Here is a 19,519-nt window from a genome sequence, read left to right as displayed (position 1 = left end):
AAGATCATTTTTTACAGTATCATAACAGAATCGAGAAGAACTTCATTTGCCTCCAATTGTGCCTGGGTAAGACCTTCGGTATGTGCAATGACAAATGTCAGATCGGTGATGATTTTTCTTACATAGTACTGATCGGTTTTTTTGTTATCCATAAATTTTGATACCATCCTTCAGTATTTCATTTATAAGATCCATATTATCTTTTAACTGGTCAAGGTTCAGGACATCCACATTTTTCTTTAATCCTTCCCGAACAGTTTCTACCAGCTCGTAAAAACGCATACCGGAGACAGGAGTTGAGATCAGAAGATCTACATCACTGTATTCTGTGGCGTTACCTTTTGCATAAGATCCAAAAAGATAGCAGTATTCCACATCAAAAGCAGGAAATGTATCGTTGCACACATCTTTAATCTTCTGAATACTCAGAATCCCGTGGGTTTCATCGATAAAGCCGTACTGTTCAAGTTTCTGAAGCATATACATGTATTTGATGGATGTATGCTTACTTTTATCATTTTCGTAATTTTGATAGGTGCGGAGCGGTACGCCGAGATAGGCGGCACATTCGGTCTGGGTCAGCTTCTTTTGTTTCCGCAGTTCTTTCAGAGACATTTTATCACCTCAGGGAGATTATATAATAATGAACTCAAATATGCAAGCAGTTTACGCAAAAATTGCATATTTGTAAACGCGAGAAACACGCAATTTTTGCGTGTTAACTTGCATGTCAGAATAAGAGTCTTAATATTATCTTCTCCTGTTCTTCACAATGTAATACACGATAAACGCCAGTGCGGTCAGGACCCATGTCACAGGATAGCTGTATATAATTGCCGGGATCGTGGGCGAAAAGTGCATCACTCCGATGATCCAGACGATACGGAGCAGGCACACGCCGAACAGGGTGATGATCACCGGCACGATCACGTCGCCCACACCGCGGAGGGATCCTGCGAGAACCTCGATAAATACATAGACCACATACCAGGGCATGATCAGACGCAGCATTTCCGCACCAATTTCGATTACGGATGCGTCCGAGATAAACAGACGGAACAGCAGTTCCCTGCCGGCTACGAGCAGGACGACCAGAACGGCGGAAACAACCAGGTCAATGGCAAGGCAGATGAGCGTGCTTTTCCTCACCCGGTCCATTTTTCCGGCTCCGTAGTTCTGTCCTACAAATGTGGTGATGGAGATGCCGAATGCGGTGCTGATCATCCAGAAGATCGCGTCCAGCTTACCGAATGCGGACCAGGCTGCCACGGTGTCCGTGCCGAAGGTGTTGATGGCTGAGAGAATCGCGATGTTTGTAATAGAGAACAGGATTGACTCAAACCCGGTGGGAAGCCCCATTTTCAGCTGGCTTCCCAGCATTTTTTTATGAAAGCGGATCTCTCCCGGCGTCAGCTCCAGAAGTCCTTCTGACAGCATCAGCCGGCGGGTTACAAGGCAGGCGCTGACTGCCTGGGCGATGAGTGTGGCGATGGCAACACCCATGACGCCAAGATGGAATACTACAACAAAGAGCAGATCCAGAACGATGTTGATCAGACAGCAGACGATCAGGTAGTAGAGCGGCCGCCTGGAGTCCCCGGTTGCCCTCAGGATACTGGCCCCCATGTTGTAAATGAGGACGAACAGGATACCGCCGAAATAAATGCGCAGATAAACCGCAGAATCCTGCATGGTGTCTGCCGGTGTGTTCATCAGGTTTAAAAGGAACGGCGTGAGAAGAATTCCGGCAATCGTCAGGATAATTCCCCCTGCAACGGCGATCGCATAGGCATTGTGCAGTCCTTCATTTGCTTTCTGCCGGTCTTTGGCGCCGACAAACTGGGCGATCGTGATGGAAGCGCCGGAGGAAAGCCCGGTAAAAAAGCCTACCACAAGGTTGACAATCTGCGCGGCGGAGCCGCCCACGCTGGCGAGAGCCTCCTTGCCCACGAACTGCCCAACCACTACGGTATCGACGGTATTGTATAACTGCTGAAAAAAAGTTCCCAGGAGGATCGGGAAAAAGAAGAACAGAAGCTGTTTCCAGATAACCCCCTCTGTAATCGGATTCTTCGCTGTCTGTGATTCCATATGTAAATGCTCCTTTTATGAAAATTCCATGCAGCACATGTAATATAAGCGCTGATTTCTATAGTATCATTTTATAGAATTTTTACAATATAAATCTGCATATTTTTCTGTAAAATTTTCCGAGGGAAATTTTACGGAAAAATACCATAAAAAACAAAGAATTTTCTGTGAAATTGTGATAAGATTATCCCTGTTATGATCTATGAAATTTGAGAAGGAGGCAGATGCGATGGATGCAGAATTAAAATGGCTGGATATGCCTGACATTTTCTCTGTGGGACGGGTTCCGGCACACAGCGACCATACGGTGTATGCTGATCCGGAAGAGTACAGAAAGGGCAGAAGTTCCCTGACCTGGTCCCTTAATGGAGTGTGGAAGTTCTGTTACAGCCCGAATGCGCAGACGCGCCCGGCGGATTTTTATCAGCCGGGATACGACCTGAGCGGATTCGACGAGATCACTGTGCCGGGACATATTGAGATGGCGGGGTATGACGGAATTCACTATATCAATACCATGTATCCCTGGGAGGGCAAAGAGTTCCGCAGACCTCCTGTCAATGGGAATCCGGGCAAGCCGGAGGGAATGTTCAGCAGGGCGGAGTATAATCCGGTGGGCTCATACATCCGGGAATTTGATCTTCCGGAAGCAATGCGGGGCAAGAGAGTTACCGTGTATTTTGAAGGGATCGAGCAGGCATTTTACGTCTGGCTGAACGGGGAATTTCTCGGCTATGCGGAGGACAGCTTTACCCCGTCGGAATTCGACCTTACTCCATACATAAAAGATCAGGGAAATCTGCTTGCAGTGGAAGTGCATAAGCGGAGTACAGCGGCTTTTCTGGAGGATCAGGATTTCTTCCGTTTCTTTGGAATCTTCCGGAATGTAAGCCTCCATGCGCAGCCGCAGATTCATCTGGAAGATATGTGGCTCCGGGCGGTGCCTCAGCTGCATGAACCGCGGGGAACGGTTTCTCTTGCTATGAAATTTTCAACGGCTTCGGATCCGGCAGGAGCCAAGTCGAAAGAAAATCAGGAAACAGGTTATGTAAAGCTGCGCGTCGTGGACGGGGAAAAGATACTGGCAGAGGGAAAGCAGGAGATTGTATTCCGGGAAAGCGGGAACAGGAGAGACATTTCCTCTCCGGATGGCGGAAACATGCAGGAGCAGCAGTGGACATGCGGAATAGAGGATATCCGGCTCTGGGATAACCATGATCCGTATCTGTATGAGCTGCAGATTGAAGTTTACGGAAGTGACGGAACTCTTCTGGAATACATCCCGTGGAGATTCGGTTTCCGGAAAATCGAGCTCACAGCCGGGAGTGGAGCAGATACGAAAGTTATGTATCTGAACGGAAAGCGCCTTGTTATCAACGGTGTGAACCGTCACGAATGGAGCGCGGTTTCCGGGCGCTGCATCACGGAGAAAGAAGAAGCCTGGGATATGGGGTGCCTGAAGCAGAACAATATCAATGCAGTGCGCACCTGCCATTATCCGGACCGGCTGAGCTGGTACTCCCTCTGCGATGAGAACGGAATCTATGTTATGGCGGAGACTAATCTGGAGACACACGGTTCCTGGCAGAAGCTGGGGCGGGTGGAGCCTTCCTGGAATGTGCCGGGAAGTGACGAAAAGTGGACGGCTGCCGTGATGGACCGGGCGAGAAGTAATTTCGAGACTCTGAAGAACCATACGTCCATCCTTTTCTGGTCTCTCGGAAATGAGTCCTACGCAGGGGAGGCTTTCTGTCAGATGAATGAGTATTTCAGGAAAGATCCGGACCGGCTGACTCATTATGAAGGGGTGTTCCATACACCGGCGTACCGCAGTTTGGTGTCAGATGTAGAGAGCCGTATGTATGCTTCACCGCAGGATGTGAGAGCATATCTGGACAATGCGCCGGACAAGCCGTTCATCTTGTGCGAATACATGCATGATATGGGAAATTCTCTCGGCGGACTGAAAGATTATATGGAGCTCATCGATGAGTATGAGATGTATCAGGGCGGATTTATCTGGGATTTTATCGATCAGGCGGTTCAGGTGGAGGATGACGTGACCGGTCGGAAAGTGCTGCGCTACGGCGGAGATTTTGATGACCGCCCCTCGGATTATGAATTTTCCGGAAATGGAATTGTGTTTGCCGACAGACAGGAAAAACCGGCTATGCAGGAGGTGAGATACTACTATGGAAAATATAAATAAAAAAGAGCAGCTTCAGCTGGTTTACGGAGACTACACGTTCGGCGTAAAAGGCGGGGATTCCCGGGAGGGAACAGATTTCCGGTATATTTTCTCTTATGCGGCAGGAGGTCCGGTTTCGTTTCGTGTAAGCGGAAAAGAATGGCTGTACCGGGCTCCTCGCCCGACGTTCTGGCGGGCGACAACAGATAATGACCGGGGAAACGGCTTTCATCTGAAGTCGGGAATGTGGCTTGCGGCGGATATGTTCCAGAGGTGTACGGATATCCGCGTGACTGTTGATGGAGCAGAGGTATGTGATCTGTTTGCCCCGGATAACAACCGTCATACGCCGGATGAATACGCGCAGGAAGTGGCACTGACATTCTGCTATGAGACGATTACGGTGCCGAAAACGAATGTGCGGGTAACTTATGCCGTACAGGCTGACGGTTCCATGAAAGTATCGGTTGCCTATGAAGGAAAAGAAGGGCTGCCCCAGCTCCCAGCATTCGGCCTGCGCTTTGTCATGCCTACGGCGGCAAAGGGATACCGCTATGAAGGACTCTCCGGGGAGACCTACCCGGATCGGAAAGATGGAGGCGTCCATGGGATTTACGAGGTTGACGGGCTGCCGGTAACTCCTTATCTGGTGCCCCAGGAGTGCGGGATGCATATGGATACAGACTGGCTTGCTGTCTGCCGCGATACAGCGCTGGATAATTCGGTAAAGAACTGCCCGGAGACTGTGCTCTGTATTGAGTCCTCAGGGGAGAAATTCGCCTTCTCCTGTCTGCCCTACACGGCAGAGGAACTGGAAAATGCCACCCATCAGGAGGAGCTTCCGCCGGTGCGGAGAACCGTGCTCTGTGTGTATGGAGCTGTGCGGGGCGTGGGCGGAATCAACAGCTGGGGTGCAGATGTGGGAGAGAAGTACCAGATTGACGCCGGGAAAGATATTACGTTTTCCTTCCGGATGAGATTCTGCTGAGAAAAGCAGGAAGAACCATTATACTGCACGGCCCGCAAAGGGCTGTTGTGGATTGCTGCCGCTTATCTCTCAAGCGGCAGCAGTTCGTCCAGAGCATATTTAATATACTTATCCCAGAGAACAAAATCATGGGTATATCCTTCCGGGCAGATATAGTTCGCCGGATACCCGATCTCCTTTAATTTCTCTACATCTTTTTCCACACGGCTGCGGATGAATTCATCGCTTCCGCAGATGACGTGGAAATCGCACACAGGTTTTCCTGATCTCTGACTTTCCTGCAGTTTTTCACGGGCGATTACTGCCAGGTCGTAAGGTGATCCATCTATTTCCGAAGAGGGACCGAAAGAAGCGTTGTACAGCGGAAAATTGTTCCGGAAGTGATCGCCGTCCAGTTCTTCTTTCAATGTTTCCGTGGAGAGCGTCATACCAATGCCGCCGGAAATATCCACACAGGTCTGATAGAGCTCCGGATGCATCAGCGCAGTACCCAGAGCCACATTCCCGCCCATGGCATATCCCACGATAAAGTTGTCCTCCCGCTTTGGAGAGGAGGCGAAGAGAGACTGTATCACCACAGGGAGTTCTTCGGCGAGAAATTTCTGGTAGGCTACGCCGTAACGGGTGTCGATCCCGAAGGAATTGGTGATATTGGGCGTCACAAGCATTACATTGTTCTTCTGGGCATAGCGTTCCGCGTTGCTGTAGCGGTAGGTCAGGGAGTCATCATCGCCGCCTCCGTGGATCAGGTATACGGTCTGGAACTTCATGCCCGGCTCATATACCCGGGCATGGCTGCCGCCCATGGAGAGCGCAGAACCGCCCGGATTCTGCGGGTAATAGCTGTAATTATCCGTCGGATAGACAATGGATACATCGACATAATGTCCGAGACACTGGCTTCTGAAATTAAAACGCATATAACTCATGACTGGATATCTCCTTTCAAAAACTGTTTTCTGTATTCGCTAGGCGTCATGTTTTCATGTTTCCGGAACATCTGAGTGAAGTGGGAAAAATTGCTGTATCCCAGTTCGGAAGCCACCATGCTGATGGGAATGTTCGGATTTTTCAGGAGGTCCTTGGCGGCGTCCACCTTGATGCGCAGAATATAGTTCTTTACATTCTCCCCGGTTTCCTTTTTGAAAAGCTTGGAAAAATACTCCGGGCTGAAATTCACGTACTCCGCCACATCCTTTACTGAAAGATCCCGGGAGAGGTTCGCCAGAATGTAGTCGATGGAGCGTTGAATCACATCCTTTGACACATCCTCGGAGGAGGCGTGGGAGATGGCGTTTTTCAGAAACGAGATCCCCTTTTTCAGAGACTCCACATCTTTAAAGCAGCCCATGTAATCGTTATAGGTATAATCATCCGAGAACAGGCTCATAATGTCGATCTTCCGGTTGTAGGAGTAGACGAAGAAGATCTTGGTCAGCTCCTGGTGGAACTCGGAGAGATTTTCCAGATTCAGCCGGTTCAGGGAGGCGTTGTAGTCCAGGAAGGAGAAAATGTTGTCCTCCAGCACATCGAATTGTCCGTTTTCCAGAAGGCGGTTCCACCGGGCGGCATTTTCCGGCAGACCGACTGCTTCCCGGAGGGGAACCGCAGCATCAGAGAAGTAAAGCCCGGGTTTCCTTGCCACATTGTTCAGAGCACACAGATGACCGCTCCAGATGACTTCATGCAGATGGTTAAAATGATCTGCAGGACACACGTAGCAGGAAAGCCTGTCAGTCAGGCTGCGGCATATTTTCTGGTAAAACATCTGAAAATTATCTGACGTCAGTGTGCAAAGCGAGTTCCCGTTGCAGTAGAGAAGGATAACGAACTGCCTGTACCGGTTCAGACACGCAAGGGTATAGATGTCAGAAGCGGAGAAGCTTTCCTGCGCGCTCCGGAAAAGTTCGGTAAAAATGGTAAGATCGGAAAGTCCGGGGGAAGGAATCTCCGTGTAAGGGTAGATTTCGACGATTACAGTCTGGACGGCAGAATCGCTTTTAATCACGTAACCCATTTCATTGAGCAGGGCAAGCGACTGCCGGCTGTTTGCCGGGTTCTTGGAAAACAGATTCAGAACAATACTGCTCATCCTTTCCAGATTGTAATAGTCTACATTCTGCCGGTCCGTCAGTATTTTTGCCACAGCCCGCCGGATAGCATCCTCGATCTCGTGGTATGGCGCCGGCTGCACGATATAGTCGAAACAGCCGAACTTCATGCTCTCCCGGGCGTAGTCAAAAGAGGCGTGGGAAGTCAGAAGGATTCTTATAATGGAAGAATAATTTTCCGATACCCATTTATTCAGGGAGAGACCGTTCTCCCCGGGCATCTCGATGTCAGAGAGCAGGATGTTGATATCCTTCTCTTTTATGATTTCCCTTGCCTGCGCCGCGTCAATGGCAGTGTATACGTTGTCAATGTCAAGTGCGGAGAAATTCACTCCGCTCAGGATTCCGTTCAATACGGAGATCTGGTCGTCTACAAGTAAAAGATTCATTGTTATCCCCTTTGTTTATAGCATTTATTCCTGCGAGTTTTCAACAGAGTTACCTGTTATCGGCAGATAGATCAGTCCACATGCTCCACCGGAAGGCTTGTTGTAAAAAGCAAACTGGTAATCTGTCTTATATATCAGAGCAATTCTGTGCTTCAGATTCGAGATACCCACATGCTTTGTGGCGAAAAGATCATTTTCGGAACTGTTGAGCCGCTCAAGGACTTCTTCACTGTAGCCGGTGCCGTTATCGGAAAGCATGATCTGAATGACTCTTTTTCCGTTCAGCTCAGCCGGTTCGATCCGGACGTCGAAGATGAGCAGATTGTCTGACTGCCGGTTATATTTCGCGGTATTTTCCAGAAATGTCTGGATGATCAGTGAGGGCACCCGGCACTGCATCAGTGAGGAATCAACCTGCGTGTTCAGGATAAACGGGCTGGTCCGGTCCAGAAGGACAATGTTGTAATAGTCGTTTACCTCGGCAAGCTCGGACTGAAGCGTTACCAGCTTTAAGTTGTCATGGAAGACATAGCGCAGATGGTTGGAAAATGCGATGATCATCATCTGCATCTTTTCATACTCCCGATTCTCAAGCATGTTGTAGAGGCTTTTCAGGCAGTTTACGAAAAAGTGGGATCCGGTCTGGAGCTGGTAATACTGGAGCTTTGCGTGATCTTTCTCGAATGCCTCATTCTGTTTCTCCTGATACAGGGCGACTTTCTGGTCCATAAGAGAGGCAAGTGCCTCATTGATGTCCTGGTATTCGACGATATCACTGTGGCTCTCTTCCAGAAACTGTTCCGATCCGCTCTGTTCCAGATGCTTCATGGCGACACTGGTCTGTACCAGCGGGTACAGGAGGATCTTGTTGAAGGAATAAAAGGTAAACACAATAACAAAGCAGGTAACCAGGGCAATCAGAATAAAAATCGTGATCAGCCCCCGGGTAAATGACCAGATATAATCTGTACTGAACAGGCAGAACATGCTGATCTGCGTGTTCCCTACCGGGGCGGTCACCAGGTAGTGGGAGGATAAAATCTGATTTTTCGGCGGGGTGATCAGATCGTCGAGCGTGAGTTCGTTTTCTATGAGCACTTCCGGATCAGAGAGCACATTACGGCTGTCGAAGAAACCGAGCTGAATCGCCTGTTCCTCCTCAGCACTCTGGCTGATGAAATCAATCTGGTTCAGATTTACGGCGGTGCAGACGTAGACATCCCGGATTCTGACAGCGCGTATCAGAAGCGAGAAATTTTCGTCCTGGAAGGTGATCCATTGATTGTAATCCGTGCTTTTTCCGCTGAGCCAGTAGTCGCGCAGGTTCTCCTTCAGCAGATAGACATAGTGTGTCCCGGTGGCAGAAAAAGATGTTCCGGTTGCCAGCGCGGATACACTCATATCTTCATTAAAGACCATGATACATTCGTATGGGGAAACCTGACGTTTCAACATCTCAGAGACATTGTACAGATAGGTAACCTTGTCTGAATCTCTCAGATTATGCAGGGTCAGCAGCTGAAAGGAGGAGTCGGAATAGCACAGCTTCTGTTCGAACAGCGCACATTCTTCCAGTTCGGTTTCCAGGGTATTTATGTAGTAGTTCAACGTTGTATTCGTCGTGTGGGCAGTCTGGTCAAAGTGGGATTTTACCAACAGGACACAGTACAGGATCAGTGCGCCGGATGTGAACAAAAACAGGATCAGAAAATACCGGAGAAATACTTTCTTTATGGAATAAGGAGCCTTTTTATGAAAAACGGTCATGGAATACTCACCTCTGTCTAACGTTTACAAGAAATTCCGTCTTCACCCATAGTTATATTAGCAAACTGACCAGTGCAAGTCAAGAAAACAACAAAAAAAGACGGAAAAACGAAAATGTAAACGTTTGACATTTGTCTATTGCGATGAGAAAATATCAGTAAAGGAAATAAATGAAGAGGAGATGAAAGACAATGGCTTATCTGGAATTTAATGCACTATCCACGATTCTCTGCGGATCATTCAGCGCAAAAATCTATCTTCCGGAGATGAATCTGCTGGCACTGGATGATGAAAAGCATGAGAAGAGATATCCGGTGCTGTGGCTTCTTCACAGTGAGGGCGGGACAGCTCTCGACTGGAACCGGACTATGGCGGAAAAGTGCGCTGCAGAACAGGGGATATTTATTATTGCACCGGACTCCCAGCATTCGATCTGTACAAACATGGATTACGGTCCGAAATATGAGGACTTCCTCGCTACTGAGTTCCCGGGCATCTGCAGAAACAATCTTCCCATATCGGAAGAACGTACGCTGAACTGGATCGGAGGAGTCGGAACAGGGGCTTACGGGGCGGTGAAAGCTGCGCTGAAACATCCGGATGTTTTTTCGAAGTGTATTGCAATGGACGGGATTTTCGATATGGACAGGATATGTAAAAAAGCCATGGCCGGAGAGCCCACAGGTATCTTCCACAACGAGGAATCTCTCAAAGCTGTATTCGGTGACATCACAGCGGTAGCAGGAAGCCGGAATGACGTCTATGCGTTGGCGGAGTACTGTCTGACAGGGGAATATTATATCACAGGCACGGCGGATTCACCATATGCAGATGAACGCAAAAGGCTCGCAGAGGCATTGGGCGGAAGAGCCCGGTATGTAGAGACTTCCGGTGAGATTATGAATTTCACTGCGCCGATGGTACTGAAACATGCGGTGGAATGGCTGACAGATCCGGACGGAGAAGGAACACCGGAGAAGGAAAAAGAAAATACGCGGGAGAAGGAAGGGGGAAGATAGAGATGGCAAATTTCAGACTGTATTATTTTTCGGAAGCACTGAGAATGACCGTAGGGGTTAATGTGATTATTCCGGAAAACACATGGGGGCATTCACTGGCTGACAGACCTAAAGGATACCGATATCCAACGTTGTGGCTTCAGTCCGGCGGAGGGTTCGACTACACGGACTGGCAGAGGTATACCGCTCTTGAACTTTATGCTGCGGAAGCGGGCGTGGCGGTTGTGTGCAGCGGCACATACTGCTCGGGATATATGGATACAAAGCACGGGGATTTCAAGTATTTCACACAGCTTTCCGTGGAGACGCCGAAAGTGGTAAGGCATCTCTTTCCCCTCTCGGAAGATCCAAAAGAGAACTATATCGCGGGATTCTCCATGGGTGGATACGGGACGCTCAAGTGGATGCTTCGGGACCCTGAGAAATTCGCGGCGTTCGGGCTGTTCTCGGGAATCAAGAATGTCCCGGATGTCCTGCCGGAAAAGGAAGACCGGGAGGATGATTTCTACATGTTTGCGTCTGCATTCGGTGACAGAGCAAATACCATTAACACCGAGGATGACGTGGTGTATATGATCAAGAAACAGAAGGCTGCGGGGAAGAAATTCCCGAGAGGATACATGGCTACCGGCGTCGAGGATACCCATTATGAGGACAATGTGGAGTTTATGGACAAGTATGAGGCACTGGGGGTTGAGTTCGAGAGAGTGATCGACCACGGAGCACATAACTGGGAATATTGTAACCGGCATGTGAAAGAGTTTCTGGACTGGTTGAATATCAAGGATACATTCCAGAGAGATGCAGAGTAAAAATATAAAAGAAGACAGGAGGACAGTTATGGGAGAGATGTTTTTAAGACCGGGAACCCCGGACGATGACAACCGGGATTATCTGCCGGAGAAAATCAAAGGTTCTGATATTGTTGTAAATGAAAACGGGAATAATTCCCAGCCTTATCCGGAGCGGCTGAACGAGTACCACGGTGTGATTGCGGACGGACTGGAAGACGAGTGGTATGTGTATGTGCCGGAAAGCTATGATCCGTCTGTGAAGACGCCGCTTGTTGTGTCCCTGCACGGCGGTATGATGACCGGCTGGGGGCAGGCAATCTATACATCCTGGACACTGGCGTCAGACAGGGACGGATTCATCGTCCTGTTCCCAAATGCCAGTTACCAGAGGTTCTGGCAGGTGCAGTGGGGAACATGGGAGATCAATCCGGAGAAGCTGACCCCGGGAGCGATGGAAGGAGAACCGGAGGGCGTGAAGTCCTGCCCGGAAAATGTGGAGGATAACCACGACATTAAGCTGATCATGGGACTGATCGAAAAGATGAAAGCGGAGTACAATATCGACGAGGGAAGGATCTTCATGCAGGGGATGTCCATGGGAAATATGATGACAGCGCTCTTTGCACGGAATTTCGGTAATATCCTTGCCGGTGCTGCAGGATCAGGCGCAGCAGCGTTTATGTCCCTGATTTTTGACAAAGATGAGAGGATTATCAACCGGGGCGGTCCCCTTGCCATCTGGCAGTCACGCCCGGAACTCAATGATATTCCGCCGGGACGGGAGATCGAGAAGCGGGTGCATAAGTATAACCGTCTGTACTGGATGCGCATCAATGAATGCGACCTGATCCCGCAGATTACTATTCAGGGTGAGAACAATCTGGCTTTCTATAAAGGGAAAAAGGCGGATCTGGTCTACTATGATATCAAGAACCGGGACCACGGGCAGACCTTTGACGATGCGGTTCTTGTGTGGGATTATCTGTTCTCCGGAATCCGCCGGGAGAAGGATGGTACTGTTGTGTGTACAAAACCTGCAAGAGAGAGAAAGGGCGATGATTTCGCATTTGCGGTTACTTCCGGCAGCAACAGGGTGTGGTTCCGAAACCGGATTCAGGAGATGAGCGGTCCGGCGCTGAACTGGAAGAAGATGAAATACCACGGTCTGGAGGGCGGACAGAAGATTCGGGGCGAATACCATATGGTGCCCCTGACCTTCCTTGCGGAGGCGTTCGGCGCGCAGTTGGAATATTCGGATAATAATCTTGTGGCGCGGATGGCGATGGCGGACGGAAAGAAGCTTCAGTTTGCAAGAGGAAGCATCGGCTGCGTGATTGATCAGTCCCTGGTACAGATGTACTGCGAAGCGCTCCACAGGGAGAATGAGCTTTATGTGTCAGTGGAATGGTTTTCCGAGTATATCTGTGGTATGCACGTCTCCGTCTGCGAGGACGTTGTCTATGTGACGGACCATTCAAATAAACTGTCGGCAAATATGGCAGATCTGATTAAAGATCTGCTGATGGATACGATTGTACCGGACAATTATGAGGAGATGCTTCCGAATGATGAAAGTGAGGTTAAATGAAATGGAGAGACAGATCAAAATACTGCCGGGAACACCGGATGACGACAACAGGGAATATCTGCCGGAGGCGATCAAAGGCTCCGACATTGTGGTAAATGAAAACGGAAACAATTCTCAGCCATATCCGAAACGGCTTCAGGAGTTCCATGGGATCATGGGAAATGAAACGGAAGACGAGTGGTATGAGTATGTACCGGAGAGTTATGATCCGGAGAAGAAAACACCCCTTGTCCTGTCCATGCATGGCGGACTGATGACCGGTTGGGGACAGGCAATCTACACGTCCTGGACGATGATCGCGGAACGGGATAATATTATTGTGGTATTCCCGAACGCCCACAGCAGAAGGCTGTGGACCGTGGAGGCGACGGATGTTGAAAGAAAGGTGGATGCCGAACTTCCTGTGGATATCCGGCAGAACCTGGCGGATAAGATTGAGGATAATCCGGATGTCAAGATGGTTCTTGCGCTTCTGGACTATCTGAAAGGTAAGTATAATATCGACGAAGAGCGGATTTTTATGCAGGGCATGTCAAACGGAAATATGTTTACAAGCATGTTTGCAAGATATTATGGAAACCTTATTACTGCCGCATCCTGTGCAGGCGGCGGCACGCCGAATCCCCGGCTGTTCATGGAGGACGGACAACTCAAAAATGCAGGCGGCCCGGTGGGGATGTGGACGTCCATACCGGAGACGAACGGATGCCCGCCCTGGTGCGAGTTCGATGATCCGACGATCTATAAATATACCCGTGTGTACTGGAATGAGGTGAATAAATGCCATCAGGATCCGGAGATCAGTATTATCGGCGAGGATGCGTTCGCATTTTATAAAGGGGACAAGGTGGACAATGTCTTCTTTGAAATTAAGAACCGGGATCACGGGCAGACTCTGGACGAGGCTGCACTTGTGTGGGACTACTATTTCTCCGGACTGCGCAGGAAAGCGGACGGCACGATCGTGGACGAAGGCCCCAGATTTTCGAGAAATGGCGACCGCTTCGGCGTGGCCGTGACAGACGGATGTAAAACGGCATGGTTTGAGAACCACAAAGTGGAGATGAAAGCTCCGGCTGTTAAATGGCAGAAACTGAAATATCACGGTCTGAACGGCGGGCAGAAGGTGAAAGGGGAATATATCTGCGTTCCGGTTTCATTCATTGCCAAAGTATTTGATGCGTCATACCGTTATGAGGAAGACGGCACGGTGGCTTATATGTATCTGGAGGACGGGCGCACCCTGCAGTTCGCGAGAGGGAGCATCGGCTGTGTAATCGGTAATGACTTCCGGTGCATGTATTGTGAAGCCCTTCACAGAGAAGGCGAGCTGTGCATCTCCCTGGAGTGGTTCGCACGGTTTATCATGGGTGTGTGCGCCACAAAATATGACGACGTTCTTTATGTGACGGACCATCATGCGGAACTCGGCACCAACATGGCGGATCTGATCCGGAACCTTCTGCATAATGAAAAAGAAGAGATTGTTCTGTAAAAGGACGGGTTTATTGCGCAAAGACTGGACGGGGCTGGTGGGGCAGCCCCGGATGTGGAGGGAGTGGTTTATATGGCAAAGATAAGAATTCTTCCGGGCACACCGGATGATGACAACAGAGAATATCTTCCGGAAAAGATCAGAAATTCCGATATTGTGGTAAATGAAAACGGAAACAATTCCATCGTATATCCAAAGCGTCTCAGGGAGTACCGGGAGGTCCTTCTGGATGGTGTGGAGGATACCTGGTATGAATATGTGCCGGAGTCTTATGATCCGGCCAAAAAAGTGCCTCTTGTCATCGGACTGCATGGCGGTCTGATGACCGGCTGGGGACATGCCGTCTATACATCCTGGACGCTTGTGGCGGATCGGGAGGGATTCATCTGTCTGTTCCCTGATGCCAACGAGAAAAGAATGTGGCAGAACTATGGAGTATTCGATAATTTTGACCCTGCGGATGCGCCGGATCTTCCTGTTGTGAAACCGGCGGAAAAAATTGAGGATAACCATGATATGAACATGATTCTGGCGCTGATCGGGAAGATGAAAGAAAAATATAATATCGATGAGGGCAGGATCTTCATGCAGGGCATGTCCATGGGGAATATCATGACCGGACAGTTTGCAAGACAATACGGGAATATCCTGGCAGGTGCGGCGGGGTCCGGAGGTCCCTGCGAACTGCGGAACATTTTTGATGAGAATGGCAGAATTATCAACCATGCCGGACATCTCGCCATCTGGCAGTCCAGACCGGAGAAGAACGGCTTGCCACCGGGAAAGACGTACGATGAATATACCATCAATAAAATGAACCGGATCTACTGGATGCGGATTAACGAGTGCGACCTGATTCCCGAAATCAGTATTGTGGGGGAGGACAATTTCGCATTTTACAAAGGAAAGAAAGCAGATCTTGTCTATCTCGATATCAAGAACCGGGATCACGGGCAGACACTGGACGAAGCGTTTCTGTATTGGGACTATCTGTTCTCCGGAACCCGGCGGGAGGAGGATGGCACCATCACCCATGAGGCGAATATCATCCCGAGAAAGGGTGATTCTTTCGGCATCGCTGTGGCGCCGGGATACGACAAAGCCTGGTTTGACAACCGGGTGGTGGAACTGGGAACAAAGGCGGTACAGTGGGACAAGCTGAAATATCACGGGCTGAACGGTGGACAGATCGTAAGAGGCTCCTACCTCTGCGTGCCGCTTTCGTTCATCGCCCGGGCATTTGAGGCAGGCTATCAGGCGGATGCAGAGGCGACAGAAGTGGTGCTGACCCTGAAAGACGGCAGAAGGCTGCAGTTTGCCAGAGGGAGTATCGGCTGCGTGATTGATGATACGGTGAGATGTATGTACTGCGAGGCACTGCAGCGGGATGGTGAACTGCTGGTCTCCATCGAGTGGTTTGCAAAATATTTCTACGGGCTGCAGGTGTCAAAATGCGGAGACATGCTGTATATTACCGATCATTTTGCTGATCTGTCTGCATTTATGGTGGATCTGATCAGGGATATTTTCAAAGGGGAAATAGTACCGGACAATTATGAGGATATGCTCTGAAAACGAGAATGAAAAAAAGCGGTTTAGATGAGGAGAAGAATCATGAGGAAAATTATTGCTTACACACATGTCGGTGATTATGGAGAGGCAGTTGACAACATCCATTTTTTAACAGATAATGAAATAAATGCCGGAGAAATCAGCCTTTCCATAGAAGGGAACTACAGGGATTTAAGCGGTAGGGCACTTTCGGAAGGAATTCTTTCCGCTGATGTGTCCGGGGACGGAGTGAATGTTGTCCTGGATCCGTTCCTGTACCGGTACGATTTTAAAATTACGGGAAAAATCGGTGCGGAAGAGGTGGAAGTAACAAAGGACAATATTGATGAGGTTATTATAAAGGATGTGGATTCTTTCCGTGCTATAGAGGAAAACGGAGTTCACTACCGGCTGTATGAACCGGAAGCTTTCGGTCCCAGACCGTTGGTGCTCTTTCTTCATGGCGGAGGAGAGTGCGGCGAGGATAATCGGATCCAGCTGACGGGAACGCTGGGAGCTCTGCGACTGGCAGAAAAGTGGCCGGAGATGTATGTTATGGCGCCTCAGGCTCCTGCCGGCTCCCTGACTATGGAAGAGAACTTTGAGGTTATGAAAAAGAGAGGCAACCCCTTCCGTGTGGAGATGGGAATGACGCCGTTCGCCCTTAAAGGCGAACGGGGATGGAACCGGGATTATCTGGGTAAAGTAGCCGACATTATCCGGAAAATGATCGCAGACGGGAAAGTAGACCGGAGAAGAGTCTATGTCATCGGCATGAGCATGGGCGGAGGCGGAACCATTAATATGGTGTCTGTGGCGCCGGATCTGTTTGCGGCAGCAGCGCCCATCTGCCCGAGCATGAACGGGGAGAGCTATGCACAGCTTCTGCATTGGCCGGATGTGCCGGTATGGATTTCCACGGCGTATATGGACCATCAGCATGGAAGGCATGCCTATATCTATAATGCCTGCCGCAAGCTGTGGGACGAGGGCAGAAAAGATATAAAATATACGATTTATCTTCCGGAGGAACTGGAACAGTATGGCATAGGAGGCACGGAAGGGCTGAGTGATAAAGAACTCGATGCGGAGAATCATAACAGTTGGATTCTCACCCTTCACAATGAGAAGGGTATCCTGGACTGGATGATTTCCCATGTAAAGGAATAACGATATGTAAGCACTAACGGCAGATAAAGAGGCAGAGAACTGTCGGAAAAAGAAGGTAACAAAAATGGCAACGATCAAAGATGTGGCAAAGCACGCTGATGTGTCGATTGCGACAGTGTCCCGGATTATCAACAATCGGGGACCGATCAGCGAGAAAACTCGGAACAGGGTATATGAGTCAATGAAAGCGCTGAACTATCAGCCGAACGAGATGGCGAGAGCCCTACAGAAGCAGAAAAGCAATATCATCGGTCTGATCGTGCCGTCGATCGAGTATGACTTTTTCAGCAGACTGATCGAGGCGGTGGAGGAGACATGTCATGAGCATGGATACAAGCTGATGCTCGGCCGTTCCGGTGAGAACGAGGACCGGGAGATCGAGATGGTGTCCATGTTGGAAGGAAATAAGGTGGATGGAATTCTGCTGTGCAGCCGGCTTGGCGATGCAGGAATATACCGGGACAGGGCAACCATGCCCATTGTCAGTATTGACAGGGATATTGACGGCTTCTCCACAGTGACCTCCGATAATTACCAAGGCGGAGTCCTGGCGGCGGATGAACTGTATGCGGCGGGCAGCAGACGCCCGGTCCTTTTTGGGAACAGGACGCCGGAATACATGACCATGAATGCCAGAAACAGAGGGTTTTTTGACGAGTGCGGGAAACTGGGCATGGAACCCCGGCACATACCGGCGTCTATATCAAATGATGACGCCGCTCTGGCGGTTCGGAGTTTCCTGTGCGGACTTGAAAAATATCCGGATGCGGACGGTGTGTTCATCACAGGGGATGTACTGGCATCCCAGATCGTCTGCAGCCAGACAGTGAGGAAAATGGGAATCTTTAAGAAAATGCCGGTGATTTCCTATGACGGCCTGAATATCTCCGGGCTTCTGGGAATCAGTACGATTGCCCAGCCTATCCGGGAGATGGGAAAGACTGCGGCGGAACAGCTGATTCAGGAGATCGAGTGCCGATCAGAAGATAAGGAAAGTCATACCCGATTTGTGCTTCCGGTCTGTTTCATAGAAAGAGACAGTACCGCGAGATTTAAGAGGGTAGATGAAGAAATGGATTTTGAAAGATTAACAGCATATATTGATTCTCTGAAAGAAGAATATGGGATCCCGGCAGCGGACTGCAAGATTACGAAAGACCACAAAGTCGTATACCGCCATATGATGGGATGTTCGGACTATGAAAATAAAACACCGCTGAATGAGGAGACGATTTTCCGTTTCTTCTCGGCGACAAAAGTGGTGACCATGACGGCAGTGATGCAGCAGATTGAGCGGGGAAAACTGCGGCTGTACGATGAGGTGCGGCAGTACCTTCCGGAATACAATATGATGAAGGTGGCGGATACGTTCAACTTTACATTTCCGTTGAAATGGCCCACATCTTCCGATCCGTGCCACTACGCGCATAATGCGATCCGGATCATTGATCTGATGACGATGACTGCGGGACTGTCCTATGACACGGATTCGAAGGAGGAAAAGGAGATACGGGAGAAGAGCAATAACCAGGCTTCCACACGGGAAGTTGTGGCGGAGCTTGCAAAGATGCCTCTCGTGTATGAGCCGGGAACGCGATATTCCTATGGTTTGTGCCACGACGTCCTGGCAGCGGTGGTCGAGGTGGTATCCGGACAGAAATATTCCGAGTATCTGAAGGAGAATATTTTTGATCCGCTTGGGATAAAAGATCTGTATTTCCACTGGGACAGAGATCCAAAGCTCAACGAGAGAGTCTGCGCCCTGTATCAGGGCGTGTTCGGAACTGACGATATTATCCCGGATACCGGGGAAATGACGTCAGGCTTCAAGATTACGGCAAACTATGAGAGCGGCGGTGCAGGACTGGCCGGGACGGTAGATGCCTACAGCATTCTGATCGACGCACTCTGCAACGGCGGCGTGGGAGCAAACGGGGCGCGGATCCTATCGGAAGAATCCGTAAAGATGTTCAGTGTACCATACACGACAGGACAGATGAGTCGGGATTTTGCGGTGACAGGAAAGGTCGGATATGAGTACGGCCTGGGCGTAAGAGTGCTGGTGGATGACCGGGATTCCAGATCCCCGGTTGGCGAGTTTGGCTGGGACGGAGCTGCAGGGGCATATGTACTGGTCGATCCGGTCAATCATATCAGTATTTTCTATACACAGCACATCGCGGGGTATCCCAGGGTGTACAGCGAGATTCACCCGAGGATCCGGGATATCGCGTATGAGTGCATGGGATATTAGCATTAAAAAAGTATAAAGAAAGCATTAAAAATTAGTGGGCTGCAAATTCGACATTGAATTTTGCAGCTCGCTTTCGTATAATGTAAATGCATTTTAAATCGCAGTATAAAACCG

At 49.6% G+C, this 19,519-nt stretch carries 15 protein-coding genes; 9 read left to right on the top strand and 6 right to left on the bottom strand.

Translation table 11 applies throughout. The annotated features are described in order from the left end of the window. Positions 1 to 11: 11 nt before the first annotated feature. From B5F07_RS22590 to B5F07_RS05510, 3 genes are all read right to left on the bottom strand, one after another. Positions 12 to 152: a hypothetical protein gene (locus B5F07_RS22590; RefSeq protein ID WP_162613057.1), complete on the bottom strand. Its 141-nt coding sequence runs from the start codon at positions 150 to 152 to the stop codon at positions 12 to 14. Next, complete coding sequence (locus tag B5F07_RS05515) at positions 145 to 615, bottom strand: nucleotidyltransferase domain-containing protein (RefSeq protein ID WP_087160280.1); 471 nt, start codon at positions 613 to 615, stop codon at positions 145 to 147. Before B5F07_RS05515 ends, B5F07_RS22590 begins: the two co-directional genes overlap by 8 nt. A 135-nt stretch (positions 616 to 750) precedes the next feature. Further along, entirely contained in the window at positions 751 to 2,091 is a 1,341-nt protein-coding gene (locus tag B5F07_RS05510) for an MATE family efflux transporter (RefSeq protein WP_087160279.1), read from the bottom strand. 229 nt (positions 2,092 to 2,320) lie between these two features. Here B5F07_RS05510 and B5F07_RS05505 point away from each other — a divergent pair, with 229 nt between their 5' ends. After that, positions 2,321 to 4,300 carry a glycoside hydrolase family 2 TIM barrel-domain containing protein gene (locus B5F07_RS05505; protein ID WP_087160278.1) on the top strand — a complete coding sequence of 660 codons (1,980 nt, stop codon included), beginning with the start codon at positions 2,321 to 2,323 and terminating at the stop codon, positions 4,298 to 4,300. Next, a complete protein-coding gene (locus B5F07_RS05500; protein WP_191404498.1) occupies positions 4,284 to 5,267 on the top strand; it encodes a beta-galactosidase small subunit in 984 nt (327 codons plus the stop codon). Before B5F07_RS05505 ends, B5F07_RS05500 begins: the two co-directional genes overlap by 17 nt. 62 nt (positions 5,268 to 5,329) lie before the next feature. Here the strand turns inward: B5F07_RS05500 and B5F07_RS05495 are convergent, their stop codons facing one another. Genes B5F07_RS05495 through B5F07_RS05485 form a run of 3 tightly spaced genes read right to left on the bottom strand, consistent with a single transcriptional unit; the run spans position 5,330 to position 9,534 of the window. Further along, positions 5,330 to 6,196 (bottom strand): alpha/beta hydrolase, encoded by an 867-nt coding sequence (locus B5F07_RS05495; RefSeq protein ID WP_087160277.1) that lies wholly within the window; start codon positions 6,194 to 6,196, stop codon positions 5,330 to 5,332. Next, complete coding sequence (locus B5F07_RS05490) at positions 6,193 to 7,767, bottom strand: response regulator transcription factor (protein ID WP_087160276.1); 1,575 nt, start codon at positions 7,765 to 7,767, stop codon at positions 6,193 to 6,195. Before B5F07_RS05490 ends, B5F07_RS05495 begins: the two co-directional genes overlap by 4 nt. Before the next feature lie 24 nt (positions 7,768 to 7,791). Next, entirely contained in the window at positions 7,792 to 9,534 is a 1,743-nt protein-coding gene (locus B5F07_RS05485; protein WP_087160275.1) for a sensor histidine kinase, read from the bottom strand. 191 nt (positions 9,535 to 9,725) lie between these two features. Here B5F07_RS05485 and B5F07_RS05480 point away from each other — a divergent pair, with 191 nt between their 5' ends. The 7 genes from B5F07_RS05480 to B5F07_RS05450 all read left to right on the top strand — a co-directional run bounded on the left by B5F07_RS05480 (position 9,726) and on the right by B5F07_RS05450 (position 19,405). Next, positions 9,726 to 10,553: an alpha/beta hydrolase gene (locus B5F07_RS05480; RefSeq protein WP_087160274.1), complete on the top strand. Its 828-nt coding sequence runs from the start codon at positions 9,726 to 9,728 to the stop codon at positions 10,551 to 10,553. A gap of 2 nt (positions 10,554 to 10,555) precedes the next feature. Next, positions 10,556 to 11,365: an alpha/beta hydrolase gene (locus tag B5F07_RS05475; protein WP_162613056.1), complete on the top strand. Its 810-nt coding sequence runs from the start codon at positions 10,556 to 10,558 to the stop codon at positions 11,363 to 11,365. Between the two features lie 28 nt (positions 11,366 to 11,393). After that, a complete protein-coding gene (locus tag B5F07_RS05470) occupies positions 11,394 to 12,935 on the top strand; it encodes a stalk domain-containing protein (RefSeq protein WP_087160272.1) in 1,542 nt (513 codons plus the stop codon). Next, a complete protein-coding gene (locus B5F07_RS05465; RefSeq protein WP_242972440.1) occupies positions 12,913 to 14,430 on the top strand; it encodes an alpha/beta hydrolase family esterase in 1,518 nt (505 codons plus the stop codon). Before B5F07_RS05470 ends, B5F07_RS05465 begins: the two co-directional genes overlap by 23 nt. Positions 14,431 to 14,502: 72 nt before the next feature. Next, complete coding sequence (locus tag B5F07_RS05460) at positions 14,503 to 16,002, top strand: PHB depolymerase family esterase (protein WP_087160271.1); 1,500 nt, start codon at positions 14,503 to 14,505, stop codon at positions 16,000 to 16,002. 42 nt (positions 16,003 to 16,044) lie between these two features. Next, positions 16,045 to 17,151 (top strand): prolyl oligopeptidase family serine peptidase, encoded by a 1,107-nt coding sequence (locus B5F07_RS05455; protein WP_087160270.1) that lies wholly within the window; start codon positions 16,045 to 16,047, stop codon positions 17,149 to 17,151. Between the two features lie 64 nt (positions 17,152 to 17,215). Next, positions 17,216 to 19,405, top strand: coding sequence for a serine hydrolase (locus B5F07_RS05450; RefSeq protein WP_087160269.1), 2,190 nt, complete (start codon positions 17,216 to 17,218; stop codon positions 19,403 to 19,405). Positions 19,406 to 19,519 lie beyond the last annotated feature (114 nt).

The sequence above is a fragment of the Lachnoclostridium sp. An169 genome (assembly GCF_002160525.1).
In the GTDB taxonomy this organism is placed as follows: domain Bacteria; phylum Bacillota; class Clostridia; order Lachnospirales; family Lachnospiraceae; genus Mediterraneibacter; species Mediterraneibacter cottocaccae.
Note: the sequence above shows the minus strand (reverse complement) of the source record. Positions and strands in the feature narration are given on the sequence as shown.

Bases quoted from the DNA above. Each gene is read 5' to 3' on its own strand.
- B5F07_RS05495 (WP_087160277.1), bottom strand. From the start codon at position 6,196: ATGAGTTATATGCGTTTTAATTTCAGAAGCCAGTGTCTCGGACATTAT.
- B5F07_RS05450 (WP_087160269.1), top strand. From the start codon at position 17,216: ATGGCAACGATCAAAGATGTGGCAAAGCACGCTGATGTGTCGATTGCG.
- B5F07_RS05490 (WP_087160276.1), bottom strand. From the start codon at position 7,767: ATGAATCTTTTACTTGTAGACGACCAGATCTCCGTATTGAACGGAATC.
- B5F07_RS05475 (WP_162613056.1), top strand. From the start codon at position 10,556: ATGGCAAATTTCAGACTGTATTATTTTTCGGAAGCACTGAGAATGACC.
- B5F07_RS05480 (WP_087160274.1), top strand. From the start codon at position 9,726: ATGGCTTATCTGGAATTTAATGCACTATCCACGATTCTCTGCGGATCA.
- B5F07_RS05500 (WP_191404498.1), top strand. From the start codon at position 4,284: ATGGAAAATATAAATAAAAAAGAGCAGCTTCAGCTGGTTTACGGAGAC.
- B5F07_RS05485 (WP_087160275.1), bottom strand. From the start codon at position 9,534: ATGACCGTTTTTCATAAAAAGGCTCCTTATTCCATAAAGAAAGTATTT.
- B5F07_RS22590 (WP_162613057.1), bottom strand. From the start codon at position 152: ATGGATAACAAAAAAACCGATCAGTACTATGTAAGAAAAATCATCACC.
- B5F07_RS05455 (WP_087160270.1), top strand. From the start codon at position 16,045: ATGAGGAAAATTATTGCTTACACACATGTCGGTGATTATGGAGAGGCA.
- B5F07_RS05460 (WP_087160271.1), top strand. From the start codon at position 14,503: ATGGCAAAGATAAGAATTCTTCCGGGCACACCGGATGATGACAACAGA.
- B5F07_RS05465 (WP_242972440.1), top strand. From the start codon at position 12,913: ATGATGAAAGTGAGGTTAAATGAAATGGAGAGACAGATCAAAATACTG.
- B5F07_RS05510 (WP_087160279.1), bottom strand. From the start codon at position 2,091: ATGGAATCACAGACAGCGAAGAATCCGATTACAGAGGGGGTTATCTGG.
- B5F07_RS05470 (WP_087160272.1), top strand. From the start codon at position 11,394: ATGGGAGAGATGTTTTTAAGACCGGGAACCCCGGACGATGACAACCGG.
- B5F07_RS05515 (WP_087160280.1), bottom strand. From the start codon at position 615: ATGTCTCTGAAAGAACTGCGGAAACAAAAGAAGCTGACCCAGACCGAA.
- B5F07_RS05505 (WP_087160278.1), top strand. From the start codon at position 2,321: ATGGATGCAGAATTAAAATGGCTGGATATGCCTGACATTTTCTCTGTG.